Origin of the sequence: Streptomyces orinoci (genome assembly GCF_003121295.1) — a bacterium.
GTDB classification, from domain to species: Bacteria; Actinomycetota; Actinomycetes; order Streptomycetales; family Streptomycetaceae; genus Streptomyces; species Streptomyces orinoci.
The window spans coordinates 1429043-1449006 of record NZ_PHNC01000031.1 but is presented as its reverse complement, the minus strand read 5'-3'; the positions used below and the strand labels follow the sequence as shown (position 1 = coordinate 1449006).

17 protein-coding genes and 1 pseudogene are annotated in these 19964 nt (G+C 70.9%); 11 read left to right on the top strand and 7 right to left on the bottom strand.

The genetic code is table 11. The annotated features are described in order from the left end of the window. Positions 1–182 precede the first annotated feature (182 nt). Positions 183–362: a DUF6104 family protein gene (locus CV755_RS29040; RefSeq protein ID WP_030811338.1), complete on the top strand. Its 180-nt coding sequence runs from the start codon at positions 183–185 to the stop codon at positions 360–362. A 279-nt stretch (positions 363–641) separates the two neighbouring features. Here the strand turns inward: CV755_RS29040 and CV755_RS29035 are convergent, their stop codons facing one another. Next, positions 642–1439 carry a hypothetical protein gene (locus CV755_RS29035; protein WP_109283211.1) on the bottom strand — a complete coding sequence of 266 codons (798 nt, stop codon included), beginning with the start codon at positions 1437–1439 and terminating at the stop codon, positions 642–644. An 88-nt stretch (positions 1440–1527) separates the two neighbouring features. On the opposite strand from CV755_RS29035, the gene CV755_RS29030 reads away from it, so the two are divergent. After that, entirely contained in the window at positions 1528–2388 is an 861-nt protein-coding gene (locus CV755_RS29030; protein WP_109283210.1) for a DUF4097 family beta strand repeat-containing protein, read from the top strand. Further along, the gene (locus tag CV755_RS29025; RefSeq protein WP_109283209.1) at positions 2388–3332 is read left to right on the top strand and encodes a PadR family transcriptional regulator; all 945 of its coding nucleotides are present in this window, start codon (positions 2388–2390) and stop codon (positions 3330–3332) included. The genes CV755_RS29030 and CV755_RS29025 overlap by 1 nt, the downstream gene beginning before the upstream one ends. A 256-nt stretch (positions 3333–3588) precedes the next feature. Here CV755_RS29025 and CV755_RS29020 read toward each other — a convergent pair whose 3' ends face one another. The 3 genes from CV755_RS29020 to CV755_RS29010 all read right to left on the bottom strand — a co-directional run bounded on the left by CV755_RS29020 (position 3589) and on the right by CV755_RS29010 (position 7435). Further along, complete coding sequence (locus CV755_RS29020; protein WP_109283208.1) at positions 3589–5049, bottom strand: glycoside hydrolase family 5 protein; 1461 nt, start codon at positions 5047–5049, stop codon at positions 3589–3591. A gap of 7 nt (positions 5050–5056) precedes the next feature. Beyond that, positions 5057–6019: a zinc-binding dehydrogenase gene (locus tag CV755_RS29015; protein ID WP_109283207.1), complete on the bottom strand. Its 963-nt coding sequence runs from the start codon at positions 6017–6019 to the stop codon at positions 5057–5059. Between the two features lie 201 nt (positions 6020–6220). Further along, the gene (locus CV755_RS29010) at positions 6221–7435 is read right to left on the bottom strand and encodes an NAD(P)-dependent malic enzyme (RefSeq protein WP_109283206.1); all 1215 of its coding nucleotides are present in this window, start codon (positions 7433–7435) and stop codon (positions 6221–6223) included. A gap of 588 nt (positions 7436–8023) precedes the next feature. Here CV755_RS29010 and CV755_RS29005 point away from each other — a divergent pair. From CV755_RS29005 to CV755_RS28990, 4 genes and pseudogenes are all read left to right on the top strand, one after another. Continuing rightward, the gene (locus CV755_RS29005) at positions 8024–8980 is read left to right on the top strand and encodes an ABC transporter substrate-binding protein (RefSeq protein ID WP_109283205.1); all 957 of its coding nucleotides are present in this window, start codon (positions 8024–8026) and stop codon (positions 8978–8980) included. A 631-nt stretch (positions 8981–9611) separates the two neighbouring features. Continuing rightward, the gene (locus tag CV755_RS29000) at positions 9612–10484 is read left to right on the top strand and encodes an amino acid ABC transporter permease (RefSeq protein WP_109283601.1); all 873 of its coding nucleotides are present in this window, start codon (positions 9612–9614) and stop codon (positions 10482–10484) included. Between the two features lie 5 nt (positions 10485–10489). Continuing rightward, positions 10490–11242 (top strand): amino acid ABC transporter ATP-binding protein, encoded by a 753-nt coding sequence (locus tag CV755_RS28995; protein ID WP_109283204.1) that lies wholly within the window; start codon positions 10490–10492, stop codon positions 11240–11242. Between the two features lie 184 nt (positions 11243–11426). After that, positions 11427–11993 (top strand): annotated as a pseudogene (locus CV755_RS28990) (CGNR zinc finger domain-containing protein); the annotation flags it as partial. Here the strand turns inward: CV755_RS28990 and sodX are convergent. After that, a complete protein-coding gene (gene sodX / locus CV755_RS28985) occupies positions 11960–12424 on the bottom strand; it encodes a nickel-type superoxide dismutase maturation protease (RefSeq protein WP_193553516.1) in 465 nt (154 codons plus the stop codon). The pseudogene CV755_RS28990 and the gene sodX overlap by 34 nt on opposite strands. Positions 12425–12572: 148 nt before the next feature. Between sodX and sodN the strand changes: the two genes are divergently transcribed. The 4 genes from sodN (at position 12573) to mgtA (ending at position 16927) form a co-directional block, all read left to right on the top strand. Next, complete coding sequence (sodN, locus tag CV755_RS28980) at positions 12573–12968, top strand: superoxide dismutase, Ni (RefSeq protein WP_109283202.1); 396 nt, start codon at positions 12573–12575, stop codon at positions 12966–12968. Positions 12969–13266: 298 nt separating this feature from the next. Further along, the gene (locus CV755_RS28975) at positions 13267–13773 is read left to right on the top strand and encodes a DUF3592 domain-containing protein (RefSeq protein ID WP_109283201.1); all 507 of its coding nucleotides are present in this window, start codon (positions 13267–13269) and stop codon (positions 13771–13773) included. A 162-nt stretch (positions 13774–13935) separates the two neighbouring features. After that, positions 13936–14325 carry an ArsR/SmtB family transcription factor gene (locus tag CV755_RS28970; protein ID WP_109283200.1) on the top strand — a complete coding sequence of 130 codons (390 nt, stop codon included), beginning with the start codon at positions 13936–13938 and terminating at the stop codon, positions 14323–14325. Next, complete coding sequence (mgtA, locus tag CV755_RS28965; RefSeq protein ID WP_109283199.1) at positions 14276–16927, top strand: magnesium-translocating P-type ATPase; 2652 nt, start codon at positions 14276–14278, stop codon at positions 16925–16927. The genes CV755_RS28970 and mgtA overlap by 50 nt, the downstream gene beginning before the upstream one ends. A 119-nt stretch (positions 16928–17046) precedes the next feature. Here the strand turns inward: mgtA and CV755_RS28960 are convergent, their stop codons facing one another. Beyond that, positions 17047–18399 carry a hypothetical protein gene (locus tag CV755_RS28960; protein WP_109283198.1) on the bottom strand — a complete coding sequence of 451 codons (1353 nt, stop codon included), beginning with the start codon at positions 18397–18399 and terminating at the stop codon, positions 17047–17049. A gap of 116 nt (positions 18400–18515) precedes the next feature. Then, on the bottom strand, positions 18516–19940 hold the full coding sequence (locus CV755_RS28955) for an LCP family protein (protein WP_422070599.1): 1425 nt from the start codon (positions 19938–19940) through the stop codon (positions 18516–18518). Between the last annotated feature and the right edge of the window lie 24 nt (positions 19941–19964).

The window sequence follows — 19964 nt, the reverse complement described above, 5'->3', positions numbered from 1 at the left end:
GTCATCCGCGATGATGCCGCGATCGCCGACGATCGTTCCGCCGTTCCGCGGTGTGGCAGCAGGCTAGTCCGCTGCCCTGACGGGCGCGAGGGGCCGGGAGAGGCCGTGGCCAAGGCCTTTCGGCCCGGGCGGCCTATCCTGGACGGCATTGTCCGGCCACACCCCATCTGACGGAGAGAGCGTTGTACTTCACCGACCGCGGCATCGAGGAGCTGGAGAACCGGCGAGGCGAGGAGGAGGTCACCCTGGGCTGGGTGGCCGACCAGCTGCGCACCTTCGTCGATCTCAACCCGGACTTCGAGGTGCCGGTGGAGCGTTTGGCGACCTGGCTGGCCCGCCTGGACGACGAGGACGACGAGTAGCCCACCGGGTGGACCGCCCACACCCTTCGCAGCCACCGTGCGGGGCCGCCCCACCGGCGCTGACCTGACCGGCGAGCGAGCGCCCCGTCAGGGGCGCGGGGAACTGCGCGACCAGCCACACACCGGCCCGCAGCCGAAGGGCAATGGTCGCCAGCAGACGCCGTCCCGTCGCCGGGCGCGCTCCACCCAGGGCGCGGGGCAGCCACATATGCCGCTCCGCCGCGTGGGCGCGAGCAACCACCCACCGCCCCGCAGACAAAACCCCGCACCCGGCGATCCCTACCCCTCCCGCCGCCACCGCTCATAAGCCAGCACCAGCGCCCCGTCCACGACCAGCGCCGCCCCCACCGCCGCCCAGCCGCGCCGCCGCGTGCCCGCCCAGGTGAGCAGGACCAGACCGGCACCCACCTCGGCCGCACCCAGCACCCGCACCCGCACCCGGACCCGCCGGGCGAGCTGTGGGCCGAGGGCCCGCGGGCCCGGCCCCCGCACCGCCTCCGCCAACGGCAGCGCGGACGCGGCGGCGTACAGCTCTTCCCGCCCCTTGCCGGGCGCCAGGCCCGGCCCCAGCCGCAGTCCGGCCCGGCCCAGGACCGCGATCAGCCCCCGCAGCCGGGCGCGGGCATCGGCCTCCGAATCCGCCCGGCCCAGCGCCTGAAGCGCCTCCGCGTCCAGCACCGGGTCCAGCCCCAGCCGTACCCGCAGGACGCGCAGCGCGTCCGCCTCGCCCAGCGGCGTACCGTCCGCCAGCCAGGTGTGCCCGGCGGTGCGCCGCAGACCGGCGGCCACCACAAACCCGGCCCCGTCCGCGTCCCACCACAGCCCCACCACGGGCCGGCCCCCGGTGGCCGTCAGGGCGGTGGCCCACCGCGCGGCCCGCGCGGCCGGGCTGCCGCCCTCCTCGACCCCTTCCGCCGCATCCGCCGCCCCGGCGGCGGGAACCAGCACGCTCCACCCCTCCCCCGCCGGGGCCAGCAGCAGCGGCGTGCCCAGCAGTCGGGCGGCAAGGCGGAGGCGGTCGGGCGCGGCCCGGCAGAGCAGCAGCAGACCGGCCGGGGCGTGATCAGTCGCGGACATGCGTCAACGCTATGCCAACCACCGGCCCTTGACTTCCGGGAGCCGCGATATATCGTGTTTATGGGAAGACGCGATATAGGAGGTCCCCATGCCCGACCGGTCCGAGTGGTCGCTGACCACACCCCAGAAGCTCACCTTCGATGAGCCGGTCAGCGCCCTCAATGTGAGCGTCGTCAATGGCACGGTCAATGTGGTGGGCACCGACGGCGGCCCGGCCCGGCTGGAGCTGTCCGCCCTCCAGGGCCCGCCGCTGCGGGTCCGGCTGGACGAGGGCACGCTCCGGGTGGGCTATGACGACCTCACCTGGCAGAGCTTCCTGAAGTGGCTGGACCGCAAGGGCTGGCAGCGCACCGTGGAGGTCACCCTCACCGTGCCCTGCGGCACCCGGGTCGAGGTCGGCACGGTCGGCGCCGCCGCCGTGGTCTCCGGCATCACCGCCCCCGCCGAGCTGCGCGGCGTCACCGGGGACACCACCCTGGTCGGCCTCGGCGGCCCGGTCAGCGCGCAGACCGTCTCCGGCGCCCTGGAAGCCCAGGCCCTCGGCGGCGACCTGATCTTCAACTCCGTCTCCGGCGACCTGACACTGGTGGAGGGCACCAATGGCACGGTGCGCGCCAAGACGGTCAACGGCAATGTGCTGGTGGATCTCTCCGCCACCGGCGGCGCCCTCTCGCTGGAGGTGAGCACCGTCTCCGGCGATATCGCCATCCGGCTGCCGCACCCGGTGGACGCCGATGTGGAGGCCAGCACCGCCACCGGCGGCGCCTCCTGCGCCTTTGAGGACCTGCGGGTCAGCGGCCAGTGGGGCGCCAAGCGGATCACCGGCCGACTGGGCTCCGGCGGCGGTTCGCTCAAGGCCACCACCGCCTCCGGCACCGTCGCCGTGCTGCGCAGGCCACCCTCGCCCGAGGAGCCCGCCGACGCCCCCGTGAACGGAAAGGTTCTCTGATGCCCCCCGTCTTCGCCCACGGCCGGCTGCGGCTGTATCTGCTCAAGCTGCTCGACGAGGCACCGCGGCACGGCTACGAGATCATCCGGCTGCTGGAGGAGCGCTTCCAAGGGCTGTACGCGCCCTCCGCCGGCACCGTCTACCCCCGGCTGGCCAAGCTGGAGGCCGAGGGCCTGGTCACCCACACCACCGAGGGCGGCCGCAAGGTCTATGCCATCACCGAGGCCGGCCGGGCCGAACTGGCCGACCGCCAGGGCGAACTGGCCGAGCTGGAGCTGGAGATCCAGGACTCCGTCTCCGCCCTCGCCGCCGACATCCGCGAGGACGTCCGCGACGCGGCCGGCGATCTGCGCCGCGAGATGCGCGAGGCGATGCGCCAGGCGCGGGGTGAGGCCGGTACCGGCTCCTCCGCGGACTACTTCGCCACCGCCAAGGACGAATGGCGCCGCGCCAAGGAGGAGTGGAAGGAACAGGCCCGCCGGGCCAAGGAGGAGAGCCGCCGCGCCCGCCAGGACGCCCAGCGGGCCCGCCGTCAGGCCCGCGAGGCCCAGGAGCACGCCCGGGAGGAGGTGCTGCGCATCAAGGAGCGGGTGCAGGAGCAGGTCCGCGAGCACACCCGCAAGGGCGACTGGCCCTCGGGGCTCGCCGAGGGCGTCAACGCCCTTGCCCGCGAGCTCGGTTCCCTGGCCGGCCAGGGCTGGACCCCGCCCCGCGAGGAGCCCCGCGACCACGCCCCCGCCCCCGACTGGGCCACGGCCCCCGACGCCCTCTCCAAGGACCCGGCCCGCGACCTGGACCGCCTCCTGGACCGCTTCCGCGACGAAATCCGCGACACGGCCCGCGACCACGGGGTGACCCCCGACCAACTGGCCGAAACCAGGACCCACTTGGCCCAGGCGGCGACCCGCATTGGGGCCCTGCTACGCGAAGGAGGTCCCCGCTAGGGGCGCCCCTCCAGGGGCGCGGAGCGTGCGCCCCGTCAGGGGCGCGGGGAACTGCGCGATCAGCCACCCGCGGCCCGCAGCCGACCAGCAACGGCCATCGGCAGACGCCGCCCCGTCGCCGGGTGCGCCCCTCCAGGGGCGCGGGGAACTGCGCGACCAGCCACCCACGGCCCGCGGCCGAACGGCAACGGCCATCGGCAGACGCCGAATCGTCACCGGGTGCGGCCCCGTGGCGGTTGTGCCCACCCGAACCGGGTCAGGAACCCGCACCCCCAGAGCGCCCAACGGGTGCGGTTTCCCGGCCCGGTTCAACCGTCACCGTCACCGGACCACGCGAACCCACCGACCGCAGCAGAACCCGCCGCCCTCGCACCTCAACCCTCACCGGCCCGGTGACCGACACCCGCCACCCGGGTCCGGGCAAGGACAACTCACTGACCCCGCCCCGGGGTTCGTACCGCAGCCCGTAGCGCCGAGCGCGCGGGTCATAGGACTGGTCCCGCACCAGCCCCGCCACCACCTCCGCATACGGCGCGGCCATAAGCTCCTTGTTGCGCTGGAAGCGACCCCCCGCATCCAGGGCGCAATACGCACCCCCGTAACACCAGGTCCAGCCCGCCCAGCCGCTGGAGTAGCGGGCCAGCGACGCAAGGGCGTCCAGGTAGTAGCGCCGCATCTGCGGCAGCGAACTGTCCGGCGGCCCCCACTCCCCCACCACCACCGGTACCCGCTGCTCACGGGGGTAACGGACCACAGCGGCCTCATACGCCTCGATCCACCCCGCCCCCGGGTCATAGTCCTTCCCCAGCTCCATCGCGGAGTTGTAGAAGTGCGGGGCGTACACCACCTTGGGGTCGGGCACCCTGCCCAGCGAAGTGGGCACCCCTTCCCCCACCACCGGAGTGGGCTCCACAAAGAGCCAGTGGCGGCGGTCCACCGCACGGATGGCCGCCGCGAGGCGCCCGTACATGGGCGTGATCTGCGTACTCTCCACCCGGCGGGCCGCGCCCGGCAGATCCTCTCCCGGACGCTGCTTGCCCATGGGCTCGTTGATCAGGTCGTAGCCCAGCAGCGCCGGCTGGTCCCTGAAGCGCTTCGCCAGTACGCCCCACATCCGCGCCTGCGCGGCCCGCAAGTCCGCGTCCTCATAGAGGTGTTGGAAGGCGGCCTGCACGGCGGGCTCGTAGTACTCGGAGAACCAGTCCCCGGGATGGGGCGCATAGGGCAACCCGTCATCGCGGGTGGCCCACTCCGGAATACCCCGGTGACCGCCGAACTTGGGCCCGTAGACGTCCTGGTGGGCATCGAGCACCACCTTGACGTGGTAGTGCGCGGCCCACCCCAGAATGCGCTCGATCTTGCGCAGATAGCGCTCACTGAACTGCCCCCGCCGCGGCTCCAGATCGTCCCAGAAGACGGCCAGCCGGGCGAAGTTGAAGCCATGCGCGGCCATATCGCGCAGATGGCGCTCGGTAATGCCGGAGAGGGCCGACGCTCCACGGTGGTCCTTGTCGGCCAGGTTCCAGCCGTGGAGGGTCAGAGCCCGTCCCCGCTCATCGGTAAGAGGCGGGATACCCGAGGGGGCCGCGTGGCCGGCGAGGCCCGCATGCCCCGAATGATCAGCGTTCCCCGCCGCCAACGCGGAGGACGGCAGCAGGCAGGACACCACCGCCACCCCCACCGCCGGCACTGATGCGATCAGACGTCTCGTCCGCATCCGCCGTTCATACCGTGAGCACGATTTTCCCGAACAGCTCACCACCGGCCATCTTTTCGAAGCCCTCGCGCGCCCGGTCCAGCGGCAGCGTGGAGTCGATGACCGGCCGTACCCCGGTCGCCGCGCAGAAGCTCAGCAGATCGGCCAGCTCCTCCTTGGTACCCATGGTGGAGCCGACCACCTTGAGCTCCAGGAAGAAGATCCGGGTGAGCTCGGCGGCGGGCGGGTTGGGGCCACTGGTGGCCCCGGAGATCACCAAAGTGCCGCCCGGCTTGAGCGACTTGACCGAGTGCGACCAGGTGGCGGCGCCGACCGTCTCGATCACCGCGTCCACCCGGTGCGGCAGCCGCGCGCCCGCCTCGAACGCGGCCTCGGCGCCCAGTTCCACCGCGCGGGCCCGCTTGTTCTCGTCCCGGCTGGTGGCGAAGACCCGCAGCCCGGCCGCCGCTCCCAGCACGATCGCGGCCGTGGCCACCCCGCCGCCGGCGCCCTGCACCAGCACCGACTGCCCGGGGCGGACGCCCGCGTTGGTGAACAGCATCCGGTACGCGGTCAGCCAGGCGGTGGGCAGACAGGCGGCCTCGGCGAAGGAGAGTTCCTTGGGCTTGGGCAGGACGTTCCAGGCGGGCACGGCGACCCGCTCGGCGAAGGTGCCCTGGTAGCGCTCGGTGAGAATGGAGCGCGGCTCGTCCGGGCCCACCCCATGGCCGCTCTGGCCGATGACGGAGTGGATCACCACCTCGTTGCCGTCCGCGTCGGTCCCGGCCGCATCGCAGCCGAGGATCATCGGCAGCAGCTTCTCGTCCAGGCCCACCCCGCGCAGTGACCACAGGTCGTGGTGGTTGAGCGAGGCGGCCTTGACATTGATGATCGTCCAGCCGGGCCGCGCCTCGGGTTCGGGGCGCTCCCCCAACTCAAGTCCGTTCAGCGGCTGATCACGGTCGATACGGGAGGCGTAGGCAGCGAACATGATCCGAACCTAGCCCGGTCGCTGCGCTCGGCGGAACGGGATGGGGGTGTGACACGCGCCGTATTGGCGGTCGCCCCGCCGGTACGTTGCGCCCGCGGGGCCCCAGAGGGCCCGGGGGTTTCGTTGCCGGGTGCGGGTCGCTCTGGGCTGATCGCGCAGTTCCCCGCGCCCCTTGCAGGCGCACCCGGCAATGAAGGACGCTCAGCGCCGCGCCACCCCGTCCGCCCGCGCCGCCGCCGCCACCGCGGCCGTCACCGCGGGAGCGACCCGCTCGTCGAAGGGCGACGGAATCACACAGTCCGCGCTCAGCTCGTCCGCCACCACCGCCGCCAGCGCCTCCGCGGCGGCCAGCTTCATCCCCTCGGTGATCCGCGAGGCCCGCACCTGGAGCGCACCGGCGAAGATGCCCGGGAAGGCCAGCACATTGTTGATCTGGTTGGGGAAGTCGCTGCGCCCGGTGGCGACCACGGCCGCGTACTTGTGGGCGACGTCCGGGTGGATCTCCGGGTTGGGGTTGGCCATGGCGAAGATCAGCGCGTTCTTGGCCATGGTGGCCACCGCCTCCTCACGCACGGTGCCGCCGGAGACGCCGATAAAGACGTCCGCACCGTCCAGCGCGGACTCCAGCGTGCCTGATTTGCCCGCCTTGTTGGTGAAACCGGCCAGCTCCCGCTTGACCTCGGTGAGGTCCTCACGGTCGGCGGAGACCACGCCCTTGCGGTCGCACACGGCCACATCGCCGATGCCCGCCTCCACCAGAATCCGGGCGATGGCCACCCCGGCGGCACCCGCGCCGGAGATCACCGCGCGCAGCTCGCCCAGCGTGCGGCCGGTCAGCCTGGCGGCGTTGCGCAGGGCGGCCAGGGTGACCACGGCGGTGCCGTGCTGGTCGTCATGGAAGACCGGGATGTCCACCCGCTCCTGGAGCTTGCGCTCGATCTCGAAGCAGCGCGGGGCGGAGATGTCCTCCAGGTTGACGCCGCCGAAGGACGGGGCCAGCCGGGCCACCGTCTCCACGATCTCGTCCACGCCCCGGCAGTCCAGCGCGAGGGGCACCGCGTCCACCCCGCCGAACTGCTTGAACAGAATGGCCTTGCCCTCCATCACCGGCAGGGATGCCTCCGGCCCGATGTCTCCCAGGCCCAGCACCGCGCTGCCGTCCGTCACCACCGCGACCACCTGGGACTTCCAGGTGTACTCATGCACCAGCTCGGGCTGCTCGGCGATGGCGCTGCACACCTTGGCGACACCCGGCGTATAGGCGAGGGACAGATCGTCCCGGTCGCGCACCGGGACGGTCGCCGTCACGGCCATCTTGCCGCCCCGGTGCAGCGCGAAGGCCGGATCGAAGGGCTCACTCGGCCCCGGCCGGCCCGCATCGCTCTCGCTGCGAGGGTTGACGATCTCCGCTGCCACTATCTTGACCCCTTTGTCGTGATTGCTTATCGAGGGTAACCGCCCCTGGTATGCGGGGAGGGTCGGGCACATGTCCTCGGCCCGGCGGTGCGCGGGCCATCTGCGCGTCAACGGCAGCAAGGACAGTCAACGGGCAGCAAGGACAGCGGACGTGCTCGCACCTGCGCGTCCTGGGCCCCGGGTGCGGGGTGTAACTGGTCTTTCTACCGGAAGAGCGCCCGGCTCACGAGCGAGATCCGGCCCGTCCCGTCAGGGCGGCCACCGGAGACGGTCAGAAACCTGTCAACTGGTCTGCTAAGTCCGGGAAATGGGACGTCTGGTGCGTGAGATGTCTCTCGTCGCCAAACGAACGCAAGCGGTCGGCCCCGGGCAGCCGAGCACAGCAGCCGGTGCCGAACGGGGCACGCCTTGTTATCCGATTTTGACATTGCGGGCCCCCCGAATGGTGCGGTTCAGGTGGCAAGATGCCGAATCACCCGAGGTCGCGGCGCACCAACGAAGCATGCGCGGGGCCCGGGCAGGCAAATCGCGCGTGCCCTGCAGAGTCCATACGTTCGGCTATCCCCTCACCCGCAGGAGGACCCAGCAATGACCGCAAGCACCACCCCCCGCCCGGCTGCCGCCAGGAGTCGTTTGGCCGCCGTCGGCGCGATCGCGGTCGCCGGCGCCCTGCTGCTGACCGGCTGTGGCGACCAGACCAAGAAGCACTCGGACAACGGCGACTCCTCGGCGACCGGCAGTTCCGCCCCGCTCTTCGACAAGCTGCCGCAGTCGATCAAGGACTCCAAGGTCATCAAGGTCGGTTCGGATATCGCCTATCCGCCGGTGGAGTTCATCAAGGACGGCAAGACCGTGGGCATGGACCCGGACATCGCCGATGCGCTGGGCCAGGAACTGGGCGTGAAGTTCCAGTTCAACAACTCCAAGTTCGACGCGCTGATGGCCGGTCTGCGCTCCAACCGCTATGACATCGCCATGTCGGCGATGACCGACACCAAGGACCGCCAGAACGGCGTGGACCCGGAGAAGAAGACCAAGGTCGGCGATGGCGTCGATTTCGTGGACTACTTCCAGGCCGGTGTCTCGATGTACGTGCCCAAGGGCAAGACCCAGGGCATCAAGTCGCTGGACGACCTGTGCGGCAAGAAGATCGTGGTCCAACGCGGCACGACCTCCGAGGACATGGCCAAGAAGCAGGCCGACAAGTGCGGTGACAAGAAGCTGGACATCGAGGCCTTCGACACCGACGTCCTGGCCCAGACCCGGCTGCGCAGCGGCGGCGCGGATGTGGGCCTCAGCGACTTCCCGGTGGCCGCGTACGCGGTGAAGACCTCCGGCGGCGGAAATGACTTCGAGCTGGTCGGCGACCAGGTGGAGGCCGCGCCGTACGGCATGGCGGTGCCCAAGAACCAGAGCCAGCTGCGGGATGCGATCAAGGCCGCGATGGACCGCATCATCGCCAGCCACAAGTACGAGCAGATCCTTGACAAGTGGGGCGTCAAGGCGGGCGCGATCACCGAATCAAAGATCAACGGTGGTTCCTGACGGCAATATTCCGCGCTCAACAGCTCGCTGAAAGGCCACAGTTGTGTCCATAGAGAAGGACAGCAGTTCCAAGGAAAAGGAACCGGAGAGCACACCGCTCCCGGACAAGGCCACGGCCGACAAGCCGGAGGCAAAGCCGGACGGGAAGCCCGCCGCAAAGCCCGCCGCCGGTGAGGACGCGGACAAGGCCGCGTCGGTACGTACCGACTTGCCCGCCTCGGCGGCCATCGCGAAAACCGCCTCCGCGGATGGGGACGAGGCCGTCGCGGACCGTACGGACGAGGCCGCCCCGGCCGGTACGGAGGGAACCGCCTCAGCGGATGCGGACGAGGCCGCCTCCGCCGGTAAGGACGAGGACGCCTCGGAGCGCACCGACAAGGAGCCCTCGGACGGCGCCGAGAAGGAATCCTCGGACGGTTCCGATAAGGCCAAGGCCGAAGCCGAGGCCGAGGCCGACGACCAGCCCGGCAGCGAGCCCGGTGAGGCGAAAACCGGGTCAGACAAGGCCAATCCCGGCAAGGACAAGGCCGACTCCGTTGCCGACAAGGCCGGTTCCGGCAAGGACAAGGCCGAGCCGGACGGTGAACCGTCCGACGCCGCCCCCCACGACAAGGCCCCCGCCCCCCAGACACTGAGGGCCATCCCCGTACGGCACTACGGCCGTTGGATCGTCGCGGCCATCGCCCTCGCCGTACTGGGCGCACTGATCAACGCTTTCGCACAGGGCAACATCAACTGGAACGCTGTTCCGGACTACTTCTTTGACGCCAACGTTCTCAAGGGCGTCCGCAACACCATCACCATCACCATTCTGTCCATGGTTCTGGGTGTCGTCCTCGGCATCATCCTGGCCGTGATGCGTCTGTCCAAGAACCCGGTCACATCCTCCATCGCCTGGGCCTATATCTGGTTCTTCCGTGGCACCCCGGTGTATGTGCAGCTGCTGATGTGGTTCGACCTGGGCCTGGTCTTCAAGTACATCAACTTGATGCCGTTCTACAAGGATTACTGGTCCTCGTTTATGACCCCGTTCCTGGCCGCCCTGCTGGGGCTCGGCCTGAACGAGGCCGCGTATATGGCCGAGATCTGCCGGGCCGGCATCCAGGCGGTGGACGAGGGCCAGACCGAGGCCGCGCACGCGCTGGGCATGAGCCACGCCAAGACCCTGCGCCGGGTGGTGCTGCCGCAGGCGATGCGGGTGATCGTGCCGCCCACCGGCAATGAGTTCATCAATATGCTCAAGACCACCTCGCTGGTGATCGCCGTTCAGTACTACGACCTGCTGCAGGCGGCCACCAACATCGGTCAGACATCCGGCGCGACGGTGGAGATGCTCCTGGTCGCCGCCGCCTGGTACCTGGTGCTCACCAGCGTGCTCAGCGTCGGCCAGTACTACCTGGAACGGCGGTTCGCTCGCGGCTCGCTGCGCCAACTGCCGCCCACGCCCTGGCAGAAGATCAAGGCGAACATGCTCACCCTGCGACGCCCCCAGGAGGCCCGATGACAGCGATGGTCAAGGCCGAGGGCGTACACAAGTCCTTCGGCGCCACCCAGGTACTCAAGGGCATCGACCTGGAGGTCGCCCCCCGCGAGGTGTTCTGCCTGATCGGCCCGTCCGGCTCCGGCAAGTCCACCTTCCTGCGCTGTATCAACCACCTGGAGAAGATCAACGCCGGGCGGCTGTATGTGGACGGCGACCTGGTCGGCTACCGCCAGTCGGGCAACAAGCTCTATGAGCTCAAGGACCGCGAAGTCGCCGCCAAGCGGCGGGACATCGGGATGGTCTTCCAGCGCTTCAACCTCTTCCCGCATATGACGGCGGTGGAGAACGTCATGGAGGCGCCGGTCCAGGTCAAGCGGGAGACCAAGGCGGTGGCCCGGGAGCGGGCGCTGAAGCTGCTGGACCGGGTGGGCCTGGCCGACAAGGCGGGCAACTACCCCTCCCAGCTCTCCGGCGGTCAGCAGCAGCGGGTGGCCATCGCCCGCGCCCTGGCCATGGAGCCCAAGCTGATGCTCTTCGACGAGCCCACCTCCGCCCTGGACCCGGAGCTGGTCGGCGATGTCCTGGATGTGATGCGCGGCCTCGCGGAGGACGGCATGACCATGGTCGTGGTCACCCATGAGATGGGCTTCGCCCGCGAGGTGGGCGACTCCATCGTCTTTATGGACAACGGCGTGGTGGTGGAGTCCGGACACCCCCGGGAGGTGCTGACCAATCCCCAGCACGAGCGGACCAGGTCCTTCCTTTCCAAGGTGCTCTGAGGATGCTCTGAGAGCGCTCTGAGAGACTCTGAGGTACGAACGCCCGGCGGCGGCCGCATGGCCCCGCCGGGCGCCCTTTCACCACCCGGATTCACAACCCGAACCCCCCGCCAACCCCCCACGTGTAATACCCTCGTGGTAACGACATCCGTTACCAACCCGGCCCAGCCGCAGAAGGATTCCCGTGGAACTGGCCCTCTATTCGGACTTCGCCGTCCGGCTGGTCAACACCGAAGAGCCGGCGCGCGGCACCGACACCCTCACCTCCATCGAGGCAGCCCGGGCCCTGTTCGGCGCCAACTCCCAGATGGCCCGCCGGCTCACCGACAGCGATGTGACCCGGATGCGCAGCGTACGCACCCGGCTGCGCGCGGTCTTCGAGGCCGCGGACGAGGGCGACGAGGTACGGGCCGTGGACCTGCTCAATGCCCTGCTGATGGAGTTCCCGGTCAGCCCCCAGATCTCCGGCCATGAGCAGCGGGACGCCGACGGCCGTCCGCTGTGGCATATGCATATCGCCGACCACGCCAGCAACGCCGCCGCCGGCTACACCGCGACCGCGGCCATGGGCCTGGCGGTCCACCTCACCGAACTGGGCGTGGACCGGCTGGGCATCTGCCAGGCCGCGCCCTGCCGCAACGCCTATCTGGACACCTCCACCAACCGCTCCCGGCGCTACTGCTCCGACCGCTGCGCCACCCGAGCCAATGTGGCCGCCTACCGCGCCCGCAAGCGCCGGGAGAGCGAGCGCCCGGGATAGCCCACCCCGCGCATCGGCCGTACCGCCGAGCACACCCACCTCAGCAGGGCGGCCGCGGACCGGCCGCCGGGCGCCGGCGGGCGGCGCAGCCTGATCCAGGCCCGGGCCACCACCAGTTCGTCGGGGACCGTGCCGAACTCCCGGCTGTCGTTCTCCACCAGAGGGTTGTCCCCCAGCACCCACCAGCCGCCGTCGCGCCGTTCCACCGCGCGCTTGACGATCAGCAGATCCTGCCGGAACGGGTGGCGCACCACCACCACATTCCCCGGCCGTACCACCGCTCCGTACTGGACGACCAGCTGGTCCCCCGGATTCAGAGTCGGGACCATCGACGGGTTGTAGACCTCGGCCAGCCCGATCCGCAGCAGTCCGCGACGTTCGCGGTCCAGCTCCTGCCCGCGCTCGTCCAGTTGCTCCTGCACCACGGCACCTCACTCCCGGTCCAATCTCCATCCGGTCCCGGACGGCACCGGACTTTCGTCCTAAGCCTGCCGGGGCACCCGGGAAAAGCCTTCCCACACCGAGTAATCTCGCACCTGAGAAGACGATCACGAGGAAGGACAGCACCTTATGCTTTCCCGCCTGTTCGCTCCGAAGGTGAAGGTCAGCGCGCACTGCGACCTCCCCTGCGGCGTGTACGACCCGGCCCAGGCCCGCATCGAGGCGGAGTCCGTCAAGGCCGTCCAGGAGAAGTACCAGGCCAACGAGGACCCGGACTTCCGTACCCGGGCCCTGATCATCAAGGAGCAGCGCGCCGAGCTGGCCAAGCACCATGTCTCCGTGCTGTGGAGCGACTACTTCAAGCCCCCGCACTTCGAGAAGTACCCCCAGCTGCACCAGCTGGTCAATGACACCCTGAAGGCGCTGAGCGCGGCCAAGGCGTCCAACGACCCGAAGACGGGCGAGAAGGCGCTGGAGCTGATCGCCGAGATCGACCGGATCTTCTGGGAGACCAAGAAGGCCTGAGCCAGTCCCAGGCGATCCGGCGCGCGCATCTTGTCTCGCGCGGCCGGTCCTTCCGCACCCGGTCCAGATGATGGGCCGGGTGCGGTCTGTTTTGCGCCCTTCCGGGAGTCCCAACTCTTGGACTGGGACCGGGATTTGTCCGGGTGGGTGCTGCGGCGCCGGGTGCGAGGGGGCCGCTGGGCGCCGTAATCTGACGGGGCGTTGGCCTGGACCAAGGGCAACCCTGTTGAATGAGCCGGTGTTTACCTACCTTCTTCCCGCCATACCCGGATTTTTAGTGGTCTGCAGCCTTACCGGAATGGTGTGGGTACTCATCCGGCACCGCCGTATCCGTGCGGCCTGGTACAGCGGGCTGACCGCCGAGGGGCGCTGTCTGCGGGCGTATGAGGTCACCACCACGCGGCGCCAGGGGCATCGGGAGTCGTCCAGCTCCTCCCTGCTCCATGTCTATGAGTTCAGCACCCCGGACGGCCGGACCCATCGCTTCGAGGAGGCGGGGTCCGCCACCGTCTTCGAGGGGGACGCGGTGGTGGTGCGCTATCCGGCGGGCCGTCCGGACCGGGCCACGGCCACGCCGCCGGGTGACGGACGGGTACGGGCCAGGGCGGGCGGCCAGTTGGCGGCACTGGCCTTCTTCACCTTGCTGTCGCTGGCGATCGGCGTGGTCTTCTTCACCGTGGCCAAGGGCCTGTCCGGCGAGAAGAAGGGTGACGGGGATTCCCGGCCGCCCGCCCTTCCGTCCCTACGGCCGCCGTCCGGTTTCCCGGAGCCGCCGCCGGGGTTCCCGGCGCTGCCCCCGCCCTGAGGCACGCGCCCCCGCATTGATCACTGTGGCCCGGCCCCGCGGCGGGCAGCCCGGCGGCAAGAAGGAACCCTCGCTCACCTGTTCCCCCGGTTGTTCGGACGAGGTTGCCTAAACTGGTCCCGCCCGGGATGAGAAGTGCCCCCCAAGGGACGGAGAGCGACAGTGGCGGCAGGCGTCGGCAGATTCGAGGCGCTCGAAGGAGGCTTCGACGACCCCTCGGCGGAGGTCCTGGCCGAGGCCGCCGCCGCCTTCGGCCTGCTCGCCTCGCCCGCCCGGCTGCACCTGGTCTGGGCCCTGGCCCAAGGGGAGAGCGATGTCAGCGGCCTGGCCGAGCGGGTCGGCGGCGCGCTGCCCGCCATCAGCCAGCACCTGGCCAAGCTCAAGCTGGCCGGACTGGTGCGCTCCCGCCGTGAGGGGCGCCGGGTGGTGTACCTGGTGGACGATCCCGATGTGGTGACCATTGTCCGCCGTATGGTCGGCCAGCTCTCCGACCGCCAGGCGGATGCTGGACCGCGGGCCGGTGCCGGACACCTCCGTGGTCTGGGCGCCTGAGGCCGGCCCGGCCGCCGGGCCGAGGACACCGGAGACCCCCGGCCCCCGCACCACCCTCCAGGTGCTGCGGGCCCTGGACAGCGGACCGCGCGGGCTGACCGAGGCGGAGGCCGAGAACCGGCTGGCCCGGTACGGCGAGAATCTGCCGCCCGGGCGGCGCACCGACTCCTGGCCCCGCCGCTTCGCCCGCGGCCTGCGGGACCCGTTCACCGCCGTGCTCATCGGCCTGGGCGTGATCTCCGCGGTGCTCGCCTCCTGGGGCACCGTCTGTGTGATCGCCATCCTGGTGACGGTCAGCTGTGTGCTGCGGGCCACCGGCGAGCACCGCGCCGAACGGGCCACCGCCGCCCTCCGCCGGCTGGTGGCCGGCACCGCGACCGTACGCCGCCGGGCCACCGCCGGGTCCCCGCCCGCCGCCCGGGAGGTCCCGGTGGACCAGCTGGTCCCGGGCGATGTGGTGCTGCTCGGCCCCGGTGACCTGGTCCCCGCCGATCTGCGGCTGCTGCGCGCCACCGGACTGACCGTCCACCAGGCGGCCCTGACCGGGGAATCGGCCCCGGTGGGCAAACACCCGGCCGGGCACGACTACGAGGACGGAGCGGCGGGCGGCGGCTTCGACCGGCCCCAGCTGTGCTTTCAGGGCAGCAGTGTGGTCTCCGGCAGCGGCACCGGGGTGGTGATCGCCACCGGTGCGGACACCGCGCTGTCCGGCGCCTTCGCCGGGGGCCGGCGCCCGGGGCGGCGGCTGCCCAGCCCCTTCGACCGGTCGGTCAACGGCATTGCCTGGACCCTGATCCGCTTTATGCTGCTCACCGCCCCGCTGGTGCTGATCACCGACGCCCTGCTGAGCGGCCGGGGACTTCAGGCAGTGCCCTTCGCGGTGGCCGTGGCGGTGGGCATCACCCCGGAAATGCTGCCGGTGGTGGTGACCGCGGTACTGGCCCGGGGCGCCGCCCGGCTGGCCCGGGGCGGCCAGGTGATCGTGCGGCGGCTGCCGGCCCTGCACGACCTGGGCGCCGTCCAGGTGCTCTGTGTGGACAAGACCGGCACCCTCACCCAGGACCAGCCGGTCTTCCACCGGGCGGTCGGCCCGGACGGCCGGGACGATCCCGAGGTGCTGCGCTGGGCCGCCGTCAACGCCCTATGGACGCTGCAACTGGCCGAACCCCCCATGCCGGACGCCCTGGACGAGGCCGTACTGGCCGCCGCCGAGGACCTGCCCGGGGCGGGCGGCCAGGAGGAGTACGAGGGAGTCGCCGCGCTGCCCTGCGGTCCGGGCCGCCGGCTGGCCACCGCCGTGGTACGGCCCGCCCCGGCCCCCCTCTTCGACCGCCGTCATCTGCTGGTGGTCAAGGGGGCTCCGGAGGACGTCCTTCAGCGCTGCGCCCTGAGTCCGCCGGAGCGCGAGCGCCAGCTGGCCCGGGCCGCCGAACTGGCCGCCCAGGGGCTGCGGGTGCTGGCCGTGGCCCGCGCCGAACGGCCCGCGCGCCCCGGCCCCTATGGCCCGGCGGACGAGCACCGGCTGGAGTTCACCGGCCTGGTGGCGCTGCGCGACGCGGTGACGCCCACCGCCGCCGATGCCCTGGGCGCACTCGCCGCCCGTGGCATCGAGGTCAAGGTGCTCACCGGCGACCACCCGGGCACGGCCGCCCGGGTCTGCCGTGAACTGGGCCTGGAACCGGGCCAGGTGGTCACCGCCGACCGGATCGACGCCCTGGACCAGGGCGAGTTGGCGCGACTGGCGGCCGGCACCACGGTCTTCGCCCGCTGCGCCCCCGAGCACAAGGCACGTATTGTGGCGGCCCTGCGGGACGGCGGCCGCCCCACCGGCTTCCTGGGCGATGGCGTCAACGACCTGGCGGCGCTGTCCGGTTCGGATGTGGGCATCTGTCCCAGGGACGCGGTGGATGTGGTGCGCGAGGCCGCGGATGTGGTGCTGACCGCCAAGGATCTCACCGCCCTGGACCGGGCCGTGGACGCCGGACGGCGCAGCACCGGCAATATCGCCGCCTATCTGCGGATCACCCTGTCCTCCAACTTCGGCAATGTGATCGCCATGCTGGCGGCCGGGCTGCTGGTGCCCTTCCTGCCCATGCTCCCGGCCCAGGTACTGGTGCAGAACCTCTGCTTTGACGCGGCCCAGCTGGCGCTGGCCTTCGACCGGCCGGGCACGGGGGCGGGCTCCCGTCCGGCGCTGCTGCGGCCGCGGTCCCTGGTGCGCTTTGTCACCGGCTTCGGTCTGCTGAACGCGGCGGCCGACCTGGCGACCTTCGGCGTACTGGCCCTGGCGCTGCGGTCCTTGGGCGGGCAGCAGGGGCAGACCGCCTTCCATTCGGGGTGGTTCACCGAGAACCTGCTGACCCAGGCGATGGTGATGGTGCTGCTGCGCTCGGGGCGGGCGGCGGCCGGGGGTTCCCGGGTGCCGGGGCCGCTGCGGGCGGCGGTGGCCGGGCTGTCGGTGCTGGGGCTGTTGCTGCCGGTGTCCCCGCTGGGGCCGGTGCTGTCCATGTCGGTGCTGCCGCCGCTGTACTACGGCCTGTTGGCGGTGGTGCTGGTGCTCTATGGGACGGGCCTGTGGCTGGCCCGGCGGCGCTGGCTCTGAACGCGGAAGGAAGCGGAAGGAAGCGGAAGGAAGACGCGCAGGGAACGAAGACGGGGAAATGACGGACGGGCCGAACCGGAGAGTCCGGTTCGGCCCGTCCCATCAGTGACCTGGCTCGGTTACCAGTCGCCGCCGCCGAAGCCGCTGTCGCCACCGCCGAAGTCTCCGCCGCCGCCGTCCCAACCGCCGGAGAAGTCCGAGGAGTTGAAGTCGGCACCGCTGAAGTCGCCGCCCTCCGCGCCGCCGAAGCCGCCGTCACCGCCGTATGCGTAGGCGGGGGTGCTCAGCATGCTGCCGAGCATGGTGCCCACCAGCAGGCCCGGCAGCAGGCCGCCGCCGAAGTAGCCGCCGGCCCAGGGGCCGTAGGCGGGGCCGGCGTTCCAGTACGGCTGGGGGCCCTGGGCGGTCTGGACGGTGCGGGACATGGGCTCCTGCCCGGAGGCCAGCCGGGTGGCGTCGGCCTGGCAGGCCGGGACGGTGCGCACCGCGCCGCCCGGCGGGGCCCAGGGCACATCCTGGACGGACGGCCCATGGCGCGGGTCGAAGAAGCAGGGCACCCGGCGCTCGGGCAGCGGGTAGCCGGAGCGGCGGGCGGCCAGCGTGGCCAGGGCGAACCGGCCCTCGTCCAGCGCCTGAGTGACGGCCGTCACATCCTGCGGCCGCTTGGCCGCCTCCATCTTGGCCTTGGCGTCCTCATAGGCGTCCAGCGCCCGCTCGTAGTCCTTGCGCATATCGTCGCTGACGCCGGGCTGGCCGGGGTTGAAGTCCAGCCGGTCCAGCTCCTCGCCGAAGGCGGTGATGTCCTCGTCCACCACCACGCGCAGCTGCTGGAGCTCGGCGCGCTCGCGCTCCTCGCGCTTCCTCCTGGCCCGGCGGACCAGGACGAAGGCGCCCGCGCCACCGGCCACCACCACGGCGGCGCCCACGGCCAGGCCGGCGGCGGAGCTGCCGGAGCCGCCCCAGGAGCCGGGGGCATGGCCCTTGGCGGTCTTGACGGCGCCGTCAACGAAGGCGGTCAGCTCGGCATTGGCGCTGCTGTTGTTGGCCCTGGCATCGGAGGTGAGGTTCTGTACCGCGTTCTTGGAGAGCACCCTGCCGTCGGCGTGGGCATTGAACTTGTCGCCGAGCCGGATGGCGTAGACGCCGGAGATGCCGACCTCGGTGCGCAGGTTGTTCATGATCGAGTCCGGCGGAAACTCCGAGGTGTTGGGCAGCACCGCGACAAACACCGGCTTGTCGGCGTCCTTGATCTTCTTGGCCAGCGCCTCCGCGTCCGAGGAGGACAGCTGCGAGGACATCCGCGGGTCCACATAGACCGGGCTCTTCTTGAGGTGGTCGGCCACCTCGCTCACCCCGCCGGCGGCATGCGCCGGGGGTGCGTACAGCATCGCCCCCGCCAGCACCAGCAGCGCGGCGAGCAGCCCCGCGAACAGGGCCGGCAGCGGCCTGGACAGTGCCCGGGTGACGGACATGGGAACTCTCCTCGGAGGGCGAGCGATGGAACGGTCACTCATCAAGATCACGAACTGACTCTGTGTACACCTGGACAACGGAACTCCCCAAGGCCCGGTTCCCGGCTTTCCCGCCGTCACCCGTAGGTGAGGTTGGAGCAGGGATTGTCATCCGCCGACCTGGCCTTCTCGGCCACCTCCGAGGGTACGGGTGCGGAGGACGATGCGGAGGGGCTCGGCGAGGCCGATGCGGTGGCGTAGTCACGGCCGAGGGTGACCGCGATCCCATGGTCCGCGGTGCCACGCACAAAGGCGCCGGGGAAGAGCCTGGCCAGGGTGCGGGCGTGATCCGCCTCACCCGGCCCGAAGTCGATCACCGTGGTGGCCTCGTCCCGGGTGGCGGAGGTGGCGGTGGCGGTGATCCGGTAGCCGTGTTCCTTCAGTGCTCCGGCGGCCCGGGCGGCCAGCCCGTTGATCCGGGTGGCATTGGTGATGGAGACGCTCACCCCGGCGCCGGAGACGGGGGCGGAGGGGGAGGGCTTGTCGTCCTTCTTCGCGCCCTTCTTGCCGGCGTCCTTGCCGTCCACGGTCTCGTCCGCCCGCAGCGCGGCCCACAGCCGGTCGGCGTCCGGCTCCACCACGGCCACCCGGCTGCCCTGGTAACGCCAGGGCATGGTCACAAACTTGATGTTGTGCAGATCGATGTTCTTCATCGACATGGCGAAGGAGAGCAGCTTCTGCGCCGAGCCCAGTCCCGGGTCCACGGTCATCGACTTGGTGGCGGCGTTGGCCAGTGGCAGCAGGGTGGTGGGGTCGAAGCCCTCGGACTTCACCTTCTTGATCATCGACGAGACGAATGCCTGCTGCCGCTGTATTCGTCCTATGTCGGAGCCGTCACCGATGCCGTGCCGGACCCGGACATAGTCCAGCGCCTTCTGCCCGGAGACCTTCTGCTCTCCCTTGTGGAAGACCAGCTCGCCGCGTGAGCCCAGGTTGGGGTTGAGGTCGCCCTGGTAGAGATCCTTGGGCACACAGACGTCCACCCCGCCCACGGCGGAGGTCATCGAGGAGAACCCGGCGAAGTCCACCACGATGGTGTGGTCCACCCGCAGTCCGGTGAGTTTCTCCACGGTGTTCTGGGTGCAGGCCGGATTTCCCTTGGCGGTATCACCCACCGAAAAGGCCGAGTTGAACATCTGCCGGCTCGCGCCGCTGGTCCAGCTGCCGTTGGGCAGTTTGCACGGCGGAATGTCCACCAGGGTGTCCCTGGGTATGGAGACGCCTACCGCGTGCTCGCCGTCGCCATAGACATGCAGCAGGAAGGTGGTGTCCGAGCGGCCGACGTCACCCTGCCCGCCGCCGAGCTTCTTGTTGTCCCCCGCGCGGGAGTCGGAGCCGATGACCAGGACGTTCTTGCCGGCGGCGGAGGCGCCGGGCCGGTTCTTGGAAAGCCCGTCGGCGTCAAAGGTGTTGATGTTGCCGTTGAGCTCCAGATAGAGCCAGCCGGCTCCGGCGGTGAGCAGCACCAGGAAGGAGACCGCGACGATGGTGAAGGTACGCATTCGCCGGCGCTCGCGCCTGCCCCG

What these genes read in the sequence shown, in the direction of transcription:
- sodN (WP_109283202.1), top strand. Translation starts at nt 12,573, where the DNA reads ATGCTTTCCCGCCTGTTCGCTCCGAAGGTGAAGGTCAGCGCGCACTGC.
- CV755_RS29005 (WP_109283205.1), top strand. Translation starts at nt 8,024, where the DNA reads ATGACCGCAAGCACCACCCCCCGCCCGGCTGCCGCCAGGAGTCGTTTG.
- CV755_RS29035 (WP_109283211.1), bottom strand. Translation starts at nt 1,439, where the DNA reads ATGTCCGCGACTGATCACGCCCCGGCCGGTCTGCTGCTGCTCTGCCGG.
- CV755_RS28975 (WP_109283201.1), top strand. Translation starts at nt 13,267, where the DNA reads ATGGTGTGGGTACTCATCCGGCACCGCCGTATCCGTGCGGCCTGGTAC.
- CV755_RS28995 (WP_109283204.1), top strand. Translation starts at nt 10,490, where the DNA reads ATGGTCAAGGCCGAGGGCGTACACAAGTCCTTCGGCGCCACCCAGGTA.
- CV755_RS28955 (WP_422070599.1), bottom strand. Translation starts at nt 19,940, where the DNA reads ATGCGTACCTTCACCATCGTCGCGGTCTCCTTCCTGGTGCTGCTCACC.
- CV755_RS29020 (WP_109283208.1), bottom strand. Translation starts at nt 5,049, where the DNA reads ATGCGGACGAGACGTCTGATCGCATCAGTGCCGGCGGTGGGGGTGGCG.
- mgtA (WP_109283199.1), top strand. Translation starts at nt 14,276, where the DNA reads ATGCTGGACCGCGGGCCGGTGCCGGACACCTCCGTGGTCTGGGCGCCT.
- CV755_RS29015 (WP_109283207.1), bottom strand. Translation starts at nt 6,019, where the DNA reads ATGTTCGCTGCCTACGCCTCCCGTATCGACCGTGATCAGCCGCTGAAC.
- CV755_RS29030 (WP_109283210.1), top strand. Translation starts at nt 1,528, where the DNA reads ATGCCCGACCGGTCCGAGTGGTCGCTGACCACACCCCAGAAGCTCACC.
- CV755_RS29025 (WP_109283209.1), top strand. Translation starts at nt 2,388, where the DNA reads ATGCCCCCCGTCTTCGCCCACGGCCGGCTGCGGCTGTATCTGCTCAAG.
- CV755_RS28960 (WP_109283198.1), bottom strand. Translation starts at nt 18,399, where the DNA reads ATGTCCGTCACCCGGGCACTGTCCAGGCCGCTGCCGGCCCTGTTCGCG.